Below are 12887 nucleotides of genomic sequence, written 5' to 3' on the forward strand. Positions count from 1 at the left end.
TCTTGCTATACCCATCCTCTTTTTTTATCTTGTAATTAAAATTACAATCGCAATAACTCCTAGAATCGGTCCCCAATATTCCATTTTTATAAAAAATAATGAGTGCTTTTTGTTAAACATAACTTTTTCACCAGTTTCGGCATCTATATAAACTTTCCCATCTGGATTATTAATATATTTACCTAAATACCAAGACATAACCCCTGATATAATAAACATTACCGCCATTGGCCAACTATGGTCTTGAAAATATGTAGCGTCCCCCATTATAGATCCAAAGATAGCCTTACCCAAAAGAGTATTAATAATTACAATAATTGCGACTAAAAAACCCCAACCAGACCAAATAATCATTTATTTCTCCTCCTAAAGCGTACAACTTTGTACTTTATGTTAATTTGAACTGCAAACGAAAATGTTTAAAAATCCGAATTTTCAGACGTCAATAATTATATTTAGCTTACATTCGATTCTAACTTTAATGTTCTAAATGCAAATGAACCAGACATAATTTGTAATATTGTTGGAATAAGTAAAAAGAATAATGACATAAATAACATAACTATAGGAATCACAATCATACAAACTCCATAAACTTTATTATTAACCTTGTTTACTAAACATGATAAAATAAGCAACCCTATTTGAACCGTTAAAATAATAGAATAATAAGCTAAAAGTTCATAATCAAAACCTTCCATAATATTAAACGCTACAACTATTAATAGTATGGAAATAATAATTCCTATAATGCCACCAATTAAACCTAGTACGAATTCAATCGTTCTTTTCAATTCAATCCCCCTTTTATGAGCCACTAAAAACTTGTATATTTTTCCCATTCACCATCATACCAAATATTAATTGGAAAAACTATACATATTTTTCATACTCCCTTACCTTACAGTGACCTTCTTACCATTATAGATAGCTTGTAGCAGTCACAAAATCAAAACCTTCAAAATTACTAACCGAATTGTCATACTGAAAATTATAAATTAATATGATAGAATTGTAGGATTTCTTTAATTTAACTTCTTCGTTAATTCGAGAAAGTATTTTGTCATCATATGAACATCCCGTTAATAACATAGAAATGTCATCACTTGCTTCTTCTAACACTTCCTTTTCAATAAAATCCTCATCTACATCAATCATATCTATATTAAAATCAACAAAAAAACTCGCTGGTATAGCATCTCCTTCTTCATCATATGTAACATCGATATATGCATCTAACTGATCTTGCGTTTTCATATTACCTATCCATATTGAAACCATTCCATGTACTTCCATTGTAGTTCTCCTTTATTTTTTATCTTGCAGAACCAATTTTATAACTTACCGACTACTTTAAAATACATAATTTTTATAAAAAACATTTCTTCTTTCCATTTAGTTAAATGGGGTTATTCGGAAATTCATTATCATACTTATTAATTAACGCTTTATCATTTTCATTAATTGGTACTTCACCTAAGTATTTATGTTTCCAAATAATCATTTGATCACTAAAACTATATTCTGTTTCGAGCCAATTGGTATAATCGAAATGCATGTTAAATTCCCCACTATGTTCCAGGGACATTGTAAAAGAGTACCAAAGCTCTTGCTGATTATCTTTAAAAACATCTCTTAATTCCTTACTCAATTTATATAAAGAATCTTCTTTCCTTTCAAACTCCTCTTCATTAACTTCGTATTTAAAAGGAATTTCTACACTATACTTATAATTTTGTTTATTTCTGAAGTTGTTATAGAAAAAGTAAGTTCCCCCTCCAGCTTCTGATATTTGTGCATAAAAATAAAATTTCTCCCATTCTTCTGGAATCATGGCATGAACCGTTTCCGCTATCTCTCTATATAATCGATTCAATTTTATTTCCAATTGAATACCCCCTATTTGATTTTCATCATTCACTTTTTCTATATTATACCACCCTTTTAATTAGCTCTTTATTTCATCTAAAATTCAAACCAAGTTTCGATGCCTTTAGAAAGTAGACATACCTCTTAAATACAATTAGTATTAAAATAAGAAATATGAAAGACTTAAAAAGGCTCTTACATGAAGGAAGGAAGTGCACAGCTATGGATTTTAAAACAGTTATGCAAGAACTTGAGGCTCTAGGTAAGGAACGAACGAAAAAAATATACATATCTAACGGTGCGCATGAGCCAGTATTCGGAGTAGCTACAGGTGCTATGAAACCAATCGCCAAACAATTAAAATTAAACCAAGAGTTAGCTGAAGAACTTTATGCGACAGGTAATTACGATGCTATGTACTTTGCAGGCATTATTGCGGATCCGAAAGCTATGAGTGAGTCTGATTTTGATCGTTGGATAGATGGGGCTTATTTTTATATGCTATCTGATTATGTTGTAGCCGTAACTTTATCGGAGTCAAATATTGCACAAGACGTTGCTGATAAATGGATTGCAAGTGGGGACGAGCTTAAAATGTCTGCCGGGTGGAGTTGCTACTGTTGGCTTTTAGGAAATCGCAAAGACAATGAATTTTCCGAAAGTAAAATTTCCGATATGCTTGAAATGGTGAAAGATACAATTCATCATTCTCCAGAACGAACAAAATCCGCTATGAATAATTTCCTAAACACCGTGGCAATTTCATATGTACCACTACATGAAAAAGCAGTCGAGATTGCAAAAGAAGTTGGTATAGTTGAAGTGAAACGTGATAATAAAAAAAGCAGTTTGTTAAATGCTTCTGAAAGTATTCAGAAAGAACTAGATAGAGGAAGACTTGGTTTTAAGCGTAAGTATGTAAGGTGTTAAACAGATTCGTATCTGGGTGTCAATTCGAGAAAGGTTGACACCTTTTTCATTCAGTTTATATATCCCCCGACTTATATTAAAAAATAATATCCTGATAACCTACTTCCATTACCTTTTCATTTAATAAACGAACTCCTACACCATTTTCTATATCCCACGTACAATTAAATGTAATTCCAACCTCTCGTCCTTCCGTAATATCTGCATACGGAACAACAATACCATCTAAACTAATCATCTCTAGTATTTGATCATTTGTTTCAATTAATGGATAATTTTCTTGCACTCCAATATCATATCCTAATTCACATCGCCTTTGTTTGTAATAATCTAATATAGAATGTAATAAACTTATTTGTACCTCTTCCCAATTTTTTATTAATGATTGATATGCTACATACTGCCCTTCATCAAACACTCCATCTTCTTCACCATCTATCATCAAATCAATCTCAGTTACATTGCCTATAAAAGTTATAGGCATACACTTAGCCCAAGCATAATTATATTCAATCTCTCCAAAAACTGAATTGTTCACTCTCATTTATCTGTCATTCCTCTCGCACTTATTACTAAGGTGTCCCTGCTTCTTGTTAACTTCCATCAACACTTAACACTTGAAATACTCTTTCAAAAACATATAAAACGTTGGCCAACTCTCCTTTAATTCTCCATTTCAAAGTAATTCATCTCCACCTTCAAAATTTACTGAGTAAACTTTATCGGTTACACTATCAAGGACCAATACAGCATTTGCTGTCATTTCCGTTAATACTAAATACTTATTAGGAAATCCATGTTCCTTTCGAGCAATAATTGTGTAATATTCTATATTATTCTCTTCATCTATAATGTCAAGTAATTCATAAGGAACATGCACTTCCCAAAATGGTCCTGCAAATCGATAATAAAACTCTCTAAATGTATTAGACACTTCTACACCTAACCTATTTATTACTTCATTCACCTGACCTTTATCTTCCCGTTTATATATATCTTCTTCCAAGACTTCTTCTAAACGATTTGGCAAAGCATGCATTTGTATCCCTCCTTTACAAGGTTTATCCATGTGTTTATGAAATGAATTTGCAGCTCCCTGCAAACTACCTGTACGGCATAGAACCAATAAATGTAACCTCTAAACCATCAAACATATCCTCTCTTTTCACTTCATTATATTTAAAATCATAAAGAACAATAGCAAAGTTAATATCGTTCGCTAAACTATCTCCATTTACTAGCTTTTTTATTTTAGGAATAATTCGTTCACTATAAGAAAAATCATTTATGTTCAATTTCCCTTTTATTATTCTCATAAAAACAAATTTCAATATTATCTTCATCATAATAACCGAATTCAAAGCTCGTCCCAAACTTTGAATGAACTGAATCACCATCTATCGTGTAATCTATATCGACATACTCCTCAAGATTTTGGAGTGATTTAGAAATTCCAAACCAAACTGAAGCCATTCCACTATATTCCACTTTCCCACCCCATCTAGCCGGTCTATAATTCATATAAACATTCTTTACTTTACTATTTTTATAGCCTCAAACAAGAAATTAACTCATTTAAACTATTCGAAACCTCTATAAACAACCCACGTTCAAAATCCTCGAATTCGATCTTTCCGCTTACATTATTTAAAACAAATAGTGAACCATTTCTTTCTACCACTATAGGAACCTTATCTTGTCCCTTAATAACTCGTGATTAAGTCTTCACCCTCATATCTAGGGTCTTTCTCAACTTTACCATCTTTTGTTTTGATGACTTTTAGTCTACCTAACCACTCTGCTCCGTTATATGTCTCTTCACTTACCCATACATTATGCTTTTTACCGTCTACCTCAACTACTAATGTTGGATGTGTAAACATGAATTCCTTCTCTACATGCCTACCTACAATTTCTGCATGTAATGATGTACCTTCTTCAACTAGTTTACTATTCTGATACCCTTCGATAATAGGTAATCCAATAAATACAAATAATATCAACCCAAATACGGTCACTTTCTTCTTTGTACTCCATTTATTCTTTTCTTTCACTTCTAATTATTCATATAAGCTCTCAATTTCCATACACCAAAAAGAACCCTTTTCCATACACTTATCATCAATTTTTTTCAATTCTTCCCTCAACCAACTTATTGTACACTCTGGTATATTATTATCGATAAAGGCATCCTCACCATTTATCTCTACTGCCTTATCAATCATTTTTGAATACACTAATAAACATGCTGCAAATTGTTGTATAGAAGAATTCATAAACACTTCTTTATACGCATCACTATTATTTAGAAATACTATTTTTTCTTGTTTTTCAATTATACAAATTGGATCTCCAGAACTTGTTGTTCCTAAATACCAATATTTTCGAAACTCTTCTGGCATATGAAATACATTTATAATAGACCTTACGAAAGACTGAGATGAAGTAAATTCTAAATATGGTGGCGGTGTTTCTGGCAAGCCTCCTATAGACAAAAATCGTTTCACTTCAGCTGAAAAGTTTTTGTTTATTAATTCTTTTTCAGGAAATGTAATGAGTGGGCCATCTTTATTAACATCCCATTTCTCTCGAAAATCCTCTGGTAGTATCATTTTTTTCACCTTCTTGATGTGTTTATGTCTTTTAAGATTTAATTGGGCTACTAGATGTATTTTTATTTTTCCCACACTAAAAATACCATCTAGTATTATCTACACTTATTCACTAAAACTCCCTAGTTCCTCTGTCCAAAAACATCCTTCTGTTAAAGCAGCTGCATCAATTTTTCGAAGTGCACTAGAAATCCACTCCACCAAACCTTTAGGTATATTTTTTTCAATATAAGCCTTTCTTCCATTAGCAGCCTTTACTTCTTTTATAAATTCCACATAGACAAGTAAAGATTCTGCAAACTTCTCTATCGTACTATTTATAAGAACGACTTTATTTTCATTGTCATAATCTATATATACGAGTTGTGATTTAGCTTCATCAATACAGATTGGATTTCCACTACCAGTAAATCCAAAGTATATAAACTTATCATACATCGTACCTAATTCATTTTGTATCTCGCTCAACCTTATCCCGCCACCGTTATCCGCAGTTTCAAATGTAAGAAATGGAGGAGCAGACTCGGGAAAACCTGCTTTAATTAAGAAGTCTTTCGTTTCTTTCGAGAAGGAAAACGAGTGAATGATTTTTTCATTATAATGAATTAAACCGTATATTTCTTCATTCCAATTCACTAAAAAATCTTGTGGTGAGATCATTTTATCCTCCTGTATATCATACACTCTGTATTCGATTTTACTCGTATATTGCTTTCTTATACGACTACATGTCCATAAAAATACTTTTTACCAATCTTCCATTCTTTCTTTGTTAAAACATCGATATATGACATCAACTCTCTATTTTTTTCATTTTTTATTATCGTATCGTATTGAATAGGACATTTGATTCCACTCCTAAAACGGAAGGTATAGTAACAACATTATAAGTAGTTCTATCTCTTAAAGAACTCATAACTTCCGAAACTAACTCCTTTGCCAAATCTCCAGGAAAAGATAGTCTATTACGATAATAGTATTCTTGCGTATCGTTATTTTCGATAAAACTAGAATAAGCTTCATTAAATTCTTCTAACGATACTTCATAATACTCGTCCTCAATTCCAAGCATCCATGAAAGTTCATTTCTTATAGCTTTTTCAACAAAGGTATCTTCCCACTCTTCTAGTAACGCTAAAAGATGTGGTACTACATGATATGAAAGAGTTTCACTAGCACTTACTACAAAATTATGAACTCCATCCTCTGAAGCACTTGAAAGGAATTTCAAATTATTCGTTTCTAATAAATCATCATGAGTAGCTACTGAACAAAATAGTCTAGTGCATAAATGCAAAACAAGCTCATTTCGAGTACTATTCATAAGTTCAATTAGTAACCCCTTTACGGAGAAATCACCTAACTTTAACAATTCGTTAATTAAAATAAAGGATTCTGTCTCTGTTGCACTATCCCTTAAGTTAGACTTAAGAGTTTCAATTGTATGATTAGAAACTTTTCCATACCAAATATCTTTTTTTAAATGCTCTAAGTCCATCATTCTCTCTCCTTTTATTGCTGCTTACATTTATACGAACCATTTCATATGAATAATATTATTAATCATGTAACTTATTTAAAAACTCCGTAAAATTATTAGCAATATGGTATACATTTTCTCTTGCTCTTTCCTCTGCTTCCTCAGCCGTAATCCCTTCACTTTCCATCAATGTTTCCTTTTCCCATGCCCCCTCATGTTCCCAAAAGACGACAATTGGATCTTCTTTATGATTTTTATAATCAAAGCAGATTAAATTTCCTGCTGGATCAAATGCGAATGGCACCAATTCATTTGGCAGAGTAGAAATATACTAGTTATATACTTTAACGATATATTCACTACTATCTACATCATAAGTAAGCAAAATTCCAAATACCTTTGTTATCGTATCTATTTCAAATTTATAAGGTAATACAGCTGAACCATTATTATTTGTAGCACATTCTACATAGTCACTTGGAAATATATACCCTATCTCTTTTCCCACATTGTTTATATATTCTGCTGAAACTGTCTCATCCGGTACTGGCCATGTTAAGTCATTTCTCATTTAACTTCACCTCCTAACAAATCACATCACGTTTATCCGAAATAACTAATTGCATCATCTAAGCTTTTATGTAAATTCCAGTCTAATTACGACCTCGTTTCTTTTAATTTTTCAGATAATCCTTCCCAGAAACATTTGGAGAAAAGGATACACCCCTCCGATCCTCCTCAAAACTTGGTATAGCCATTGCTTGTGCTGATTCTAAATATTTCATTGTAGATAGCCAACTATCAAATAACGTATCCATATCAGATACTAAGGGATTATTTAAAACATCTATGCAAGTTCCATCGTATATGTAAACCTTAAATTTCATTAATTATTAAAGAGGTTTGGAGTTCTCACTTAATAAGAGAAGAGATAGACGAGAAGAAAACGCCTAATAATCAAAAACTATAACAATTTATCGCGCTACTTTTGGGCAGTAAGTGCCTGAGTGGTTTAAATAATCCATCAGTAAGGATGAAGAAAAATCCTCACTGATGGAAGTTTCACTTTATCCTGCAATCTCAGCCGAAGAGAGCCCCTCATGAATATTTCCGCTTACAATGATAGAATGTCCCCAAAATATATCTCCATCCGAAAAGAATATTTCAAAATCACCTTCTGAATAAACGCTTAAGCTGCTTAATGTGATGGAATTAATGAACATCTCTTTTGTAATTTCGTCGATTTCTGCTTCATCATCATCTTGTAGCCATTCATTTGCTAACTCTACCAGTTCTTTTGCAGCGTACATTTTCATTTTCATTTTCCATTCATCTTGCTCTTTGAAAAGTGCATGTGCTGTTTCCAGTGCAGACTTCATCATATGTTTGTCTTCACTCCAATCAAAATATAAATGACATTCTTCACCAGCCCAAGATATTCTCTTTTCAAAAGTTTTCACTCTTTTATCGAGTTCGAACACACCCAACATCTCATCATGATAAAAAAGCGGTTTCATTGCATCTTGTAAGATGATTTCCAACTCATCATCTTTATATGGTGTTTCCAAAACCTTAACAAGCATCAATGAATTTTCTGACTTGCGCACCTGTAATGTTACAACTGTATTTGCTGTCAAAATGTCTTTTGATTTTCTCCATTCTGCATCATCAACCAACCATGCGAGTCGTATATCTTCTTTTGTAATCGTTTCATTGGTATGTAAGTCTTTCCACGCAATCAAATCAATTGACGCAGTCCACAAAATGTTGTCACCGCCTTTTGATGCGCCGATTCCTAATGCCCCTGTGACAGCTGCTATTTCAATCACATTTTCTGAGAATCTATTTTCAAATCTACTTATTTCACTTGATTTACTCAATTTCGAATACATTCCTTTCATCACCCACAGGCATAAATACTTTGTGAGTTTTCCTGTTTTATTATAATTGGTCATGGTAAAGCCTATATAGAATTATAGCTATAATTCTATATAGACTTTTTTTCACCTGGAATTTTAAATTTATTTACATCATATTCTTTAATTATATATACTTTTATAGCTTCAAAATCTTTACCAAATGCAAGAGATGGATTTTTTAAAAAATATATTATTTCTTCCTCTTCATAAATTCGGGCTTTAATTATTTCTTTGTCCGAGTGAAACGATAAATTGACTCCTTTGTAAAAATATTCGTAGTATCCCTCTTCATCCTGCTCACTCTTATCTTCAAAAGGAACAGATTCAATATGATATATATTCCCATTTATATTTATTGATTTCATATAGCATCACTCTCTTTTTAAGAATATTCATAAGAAATTAAATAGTCTCTGTCAATCATACCAAAAATAAGGGATTTACTTTTAGAATTTATAAAAAATATATAGGATTAAATTTAAATCTTTATATTTTTTTCATATTACTTCATTATCACTGTACAATTGTGTAATGTGTCACAGAAGTAGACATATTGCAATGAGTCGCAGTGAAGTGGGATATCCCTTGAGAATATAAAATAAGAAGATTAATCTAGAAACACTATCTAGTCTAATCTTCTTTTATTGAATTTTTAATTAATGCATTTTTACCCTTAAAATAATATAATCAACGGGTGGATTATTATTTACATCCTCAAAACTGGTTCTAATTTTAAAGTCAAATTCATTTGTTATATTTTTCAATGAATAAAGGTTTGTTCCATCTACACTTGTACGGAGCAATATATCCGAAAACGTAAAACGCATGAAGAATATGTTGAGGAACTATTAGAAAACGCGGGTATGATATGCCGCAGAGGTTTTAGAAGTTCATGGCGATAATATCGAAGTTATAGGAACATACAAAGGCGCTAGAAATACCACAGAACACAAATGTAACTCATGTAAAAATATACGGGAGGCAGCACCAACAAATATTTTAAAAGGAAAGGGAGAGAAACATTATGTCAAAGTTATTACGTGAATTATCTAAACCGGATAGTGAGGCCCTGCGTTCCGAAGCACTAGAACAGTTAAAAGTTACTTCAGGTAAAATTGTTGCTTGTGATCCTCTTATTTTTAATAAAAATCACTTCGAACAAACAATTCAGCCAGGTACATATTCAATTGTTGCTTGGTGGCATAAGGAAGATGGAGTCATTGCTGGTGCTGAATTGAAATTGTCGGAGTCAAAAGCGGTAGGATGGAAGATGGCAACAAAACCAGAACAAAATGTAAGTGAACTGGAAGACGGATATATTTTTGGTTACCCGGTTGATACAGGCTTAGGGTGCTTTGCAGATGTTGAAGCAATTGATAAGTTAGAAGAAATAGAAGATAGGTTACAACAAGAACTAGGAGAAGAATTTACTAGTTTGTATGATGATCTTATAGATGACATACTAACAGAACATGATGAAGATTGGGGAAATTGCGTGGTTTGTGAGGAAACAGGAAGTAATATCATTATATTCCGTTCAGGTTATGGAGATGGATTTTATCCTTCCTATTGGGGAATCGATGAAGCAGGAAAAATCGTTTCACTTGTTACTGATTTTCAAGTGCTACATGAGGAAAATTGAGGACAATATCAATAATGATATAAGAATCAATATTTTTTCTTTTACAGCGTCAAATATTCCTCGTCTAATATTTGTATATAACTCGTAGAATAATCTCCTTATATACTACTGGTTCTAATAAATAGGGTTATATTCTTAAGTGAATATAACCCGTCATTAATTCTCGTTGTTTATTAACAGTTTTTTATTTAAATAATTTATTAACTCTACTGATGTAGAGTTAATAATGCACTGTTTTATCACGATACAGGTGAACTTCAGATACTCTACGCTCCGAAATTACTTTTTCTATGATTTCCTGGCGATTATATTCTACCTGCATCGTTTCACAGTTTCCCCAATGAGTAGGAGCGGATTTTTCGTTTGACTCAAATACATCTAGAAGACGATTTAATATCTCTTCTTCGTTAAATGCTACAGTCGGATACATTGCGATTGTAAAATAATTCGGTTTCATTTTAATCCCCCCTTTTTATTAGAAACGAGGTTATGTAACTATTTTCATTTATCACTGCCAGATAAGTTTGAATCCTTTCCACTATTAATCATGTAACTTATTTAAAAACTCCGTAAAATTATTAGCAATATAGCTTTCATACATCCTCCCTCAAAAAAATCCCCACGCTTATGTGAAAATAATCTTTCAACACAAATATGAGGACTTCCTTATTTCATTACTATACTTTACACATTTTATTCGCTAGAATCTTCTTCTTTCAATTTATATACTCTATCTCTTTTCTCATCACTTTTGACAAAAATAAGCTTTTCTTCTTTAACAAAACCTTCTAATAGTAAGCATACTTGCCCATATGCTTTAGGCTTATCCGTTGTGAATCTTTCATCTGATATTTTACCAGCTCGTATTAATTGCTCGCATAACTCAAGTGCACTTATTTCTTCAGAATTAATTAACTCTAAAATAGCCTTTTGTAAGGGCGATAAAGGTACGGGAATCTCAGCTACCTCCAACTTTTCTCGTTTGTTTTCTTCTTCAAATAAATCTTCGAATGAAATTTGATTCATACTTCTTTTCCTTTCTAACTATTGATTTTTATAACATGAACTGAATCCTATAGCGTATGTATTATTATGTATTACTTACCTTTTTTCATAAATCTCAAACTCATGTACATCGTTTCATATAGTATATTTTGATTATACCAAATATACGTTCTGTTTTCTATTGTAGAATTTGTTATAATAGGAATGAAAGTAATTATGAACCTTTTTCTCGTTGTTAATTGTATACTCTCTGTAAAAAAATAGAAATATAATTTATAAATTTGTATAATAAAATAGTACGAGTGAAATTTTATTATAGAAAGGTTCTGGTAATATGTTAGGTATTCATGTTGAAAAAACAAAAGATGAATTAATTATTTCATGGCAATTCTCTAAAATTCATATTCCATTATGTGAAATCACTGAGGTAACGGAAGATAATACATATGCTGGTGTTGAAGAAAAAAGCGCAATCCGAATTGGAACAGCATATGGTACAACTGATCGTATTTTAATTAAGACAGCAAAGCAAAATTATTTATTATTCACTACTAATAGAGTATCCATTTTAAATAAAATAAAAGCTTAATTGTTTTTCTTCCTATATTTAAACGTTAAACATCTACTAGATGTATATGTAACAACCTCACCAGCGTTATTGTCTTCTAATTGGCGATCAAGATGTTCTCCCAAGGCTTTTCTCCCTTTTATTTCTTCTTCTCTTCCACGCTCTTGGCTCTTCCTTAAATTTTCAGTCCTAGCGTCCCAATCTTTACGCTCTAAAGGTTGTTTTGTTTCTTCACAATGACAATCATATCTAATATCATCTGCTGCCTTATAATCTCCTCGCGCTTTGGCTTCATCTATTTTCATTCGATAGTATTTTTCTCGTTCTGAAGTTAGTTTAATTTTGTTTGGGTTTGTATTACTACCTTCACCTGTCTCCTTAACCCCACCACTCTCCAAATTCGAGACCCTACTCTGAATACTCGCCTTTGAGGCATCATGGGCTTCTTGGAATTTTCCGCTATAGTTCGTTCCAGATCTAACGACACTTCCATCTGGCATTATTTCTACACCTTTAACGAATGGGGTTACGGAGTCCACACCTTTTGCTAATGTATTTTCAATTATATAATACTAATAATTTATGTTAGCCTGAATTCATAAAAAATAATTTCTAAAAATTTATAGCATGTCTATCTAATAAAAAAGCACTCGTTGCCTTTCGGAGACAATCAAGTGCTTTAAGTTCATGTATTTTTAAATAGCATAAATCTGTAAGTTTTTTAGTAACAGTACGACACCTTTTATATGTCATGACAACTACTACATTAAAACTTACGAGTTTCTATCAGTTCGTTAGTTTAATATGCATTCCATGTGTTTTGAAGTATGCACTTTTTAATAGCCTACTTTTTTTCCACTGC

General features: G+C 31.9%; 13 protein-coding genes and 8 pseudogenes. 3 read left to right on the forward strand and 18 right to left on the reverse strand.

The annotated features are described in order from the left end of the window. Positions 1-24: 24 nt before the first annotated feature. The 4 genes from BCG9842_RS15920 to BCG9842_RS15935 all read right to left on the reverse strand — a co-directional run bounded on the left by BCG9842_RS15920 (position 25) and on the right by BCG9842_RS15935 (position 1888). The gene (locus tag BCG9842_RS15920; protein ID WP_000587852.1) at positions 25-354 is read right to left on the reverse strand and encodes a hypothetical protein; all 330 of its coding nucleotides are present in this window, start codon (positions 352-354) and stop codon (positions 25-27) included. Between the two features lie 101 nt (positions 355-455). Further along, positions 456-794: a DUF4064 domain-containing protein gene (locus tag BCG9842_RS15925; RefSeq protein ID WP_000831395.1), complete on the reverse strand. Its 339-nt coding sequence runs from the start codon at positions 792-794 to the stop codon at positions 456-458. 127 nt (positions 795-921) lie between these two features. Further along, on the reverse strand, positions 922-1296 hold the full coding sequence (locus BCG9842_RS15930; protein WP_000451796.1) for an immunity 22 family protein: 375 nt from the start codon (positions 1294-1296) through the stop codon (positions 922-924). A gap of 103 nt (positions 1297-1399) precedes the next feature. After that, positions 1400-1888 (reverse strand): antitoxin YezG family protein, encoded by a 489-nt coding sequence (locus tag BCG9842_RS15935; RefSeq protein WP_000403543.1) that lies wholly within the window; start codon positions 1886-1888, stop codon positions 1400-1402. Between the two features lie 203 nt (positions 1889-2091). Between BCG9842_RS15935 and BCG9842_RS15940 the strand changes: the two genes are divergently transcribed. Further along, a complete protein-coding gene (locus BCG9842_RS15940) occupies positions 2092-2799 on the forward strand; it encodes a DNA alkylation repair protein (RefSeq protein WP_000346340.1) in 708 nt (235 codons plus the stop codon). A gap of 76 nt (positions 2800-2875) precedes the next feature. Here BCG9842_RS15940 and BCG9842_RS15945 read toward each other — a convergent pair whose 3' ends face one another. The 11 genes and pseudogenes from BCG9842_RS15945 to BCG9842_RS15995 form a co-directional block, all read right to left on the reverse strand. Continuing rightward, entirely contained in the window at positions 2876-3343 is a 468-nt protein-coding gene (locus tag BCG9842_RS15945) for a DUF6985 domain-containing protein (RefSeq protein ID WP_001265695.1), read from the reverse strand. A 66-nt stretch (positions 3344-3409) separates the two neighbouring features. Further along, positions 3410-3838, reverse strand: a pseudogene (locus BCG9842_RS15950) (SMI1/KNR4 family protein). A 64-nt stretch (positions 3839-3902) separates the two neighbouring features. Further along, a pseudogene (locus BCG9842_RS31945) lies at positions 3903-4320 on the reverse strand (immunity 22 family protein). A 25-nt stretch (positions 4321-4345) separates the two neighbouring features. Beyond that, a pseudogene (locus tag BCG9842_RS31670) lies at positions 4346-4495 on the reverse strand (SecY-interacting protein Syd); the annotation flags it as partial. 7 nt (positions 4496-4502) lie between these two features. Then, positions 4503-4856: pseudogene (locus BCG9842_RS15960) on the reverse strand (hypothetical protein); the annotation flags it as partial. Positions 4857-4859: 3 nt separating this feature from the next. Beyond that, positions 4860-5411, reverse strand: a complete 552-nt coding sequence (locus BCG9842_RS15965; protein ID WP_000602768.1) for an SUKH-4 family immunity protein — start codon at positions 5409-5411, stop codon at positions 4860-4862. A gap of 105 nt (positions 5412-5516) precedes the next feature. Continuing rightward, positions 5517-6071: an SUKH-4 family immunity protein gene (locus BCG9842_RS15970; RefSeq protein WP_000625292.1), complete on the reverse strand. Its 555-nt coding sequence runs from the start codon at positions 6069-6071 to the stop codon at positions 5517-5519. Between the two features lie 56 nt (positions 6072-6127). Continuing rightward, positions 6128-6909, reverse strand: a pseudogene (gene imm47 / locus BCG9842_RS15975) (Imm47 family immunity protein). A 61-nt stretch (positions 6910-6970) separates the two neighbouring features. Then, positions 6971-7462 (reverse strand): annotated as a pseudogene (locus BCG9842_RS15980) (SMI1/KNR4 family protein). A 496-nt stretch (positions 7463-7958) separates the two neighbouring features. Further along, the gene (locus tag BCG9842_RS15990) at positions 7959-8792 is read right to left on the reverse strand and encodes a DUF2262 domain-containing protein (protein ID WP_000677953.1); all 834 of its coding nucleotides are present in this window, start codon (positions 8790-8792) and stop codon (positions 7959-7961) included. A gap of 86 nt (positions 8793-8878) precedes the next feature. Next, a complete protein-coding gene (locus BCG9842_RS15995; protein WP_000836202.1) occupies positions 8879-9175 on the reverse strand; it encodes a hypothetical protein in 297 nt (98 codons plus the stop codon). Positions 9176-9834: 659 nt separating this feature from the next. Here BCG9842_RS15995 and BCG9842_RS16000 point away from each other — a divergent pair. Continuing rightward, positions 9835-10452 carry a DUF4241 domain-containing protein gene (locus tag BCG9842_RS16000; RefSeq protein ID WP_000040618.1) on the forward strand — a complete coding sequence of 206 codons (618 nt, stop codon included), beginning with the start codon at positions 9835-9837 and terminating at the stop codon, positions 10450-10452. Between the two features lie 223 nt (positions 10453-10675). Here the strand turns inward: BCG9842_RS16000 and BCG9842_RS16005 are convergent. Beyond that, a pseudogene (locus BCG9842_RS16005) lies at positions 10676-10909 on the reverse strand (hypothetical protein); the annotation flags it as partial. A 236-nt stretch (positions 10910-11145) separates the two neighbouring features. Further along, complete coding sequence (locus BCG9842_RS16010; RefSeq protein ID WP_001071926.1) at positions 11146-11478, reverse strand: DUF3895 domain-containing protein; 333 nt, start codon at positions 11476-11478, stop codon at positions 11146-11148. 313 nt (positions 11479-11791) lie between these two features. Here BCG9842_RS16010 and BCG9842_RS16015 point away from each other — a divergent pair, with 313 nt between their 5' ends. Then, entirely contained in the window at positions 11792-12046 is a 255-nt protein-coding gene (locus BCG9842_RS16015) for a SunI/YnzG family protein (RefSeq protein ID WP_000900618.1), read from the forward strand. Positions 12047-12081: 35 nt separating this feature from the next. On the opposite strand, the pseudogene BCG9842_RS16020 reads toward BCG9842_RS16015, so the two are convergent. After that, a pseudogene (locus tag BCG9842_RS16020) lies at positions 12082-12564 on the reverse strand (ADP-ribosyltransferase); the annotation flags it as partial. Positions 12565-12887 lie beyond the last annotated feature (323 nt).

It is taken from the genome of Bacillus cereus G9842 (assembly GCF_000021305.1).
GTDB classification, from domain to species: Bacteria; Bacillota; Bacilli; order Bacillales; family Bacillaceae_G; genus Bacillus_A; species Bacillus_A thuringiensis_S.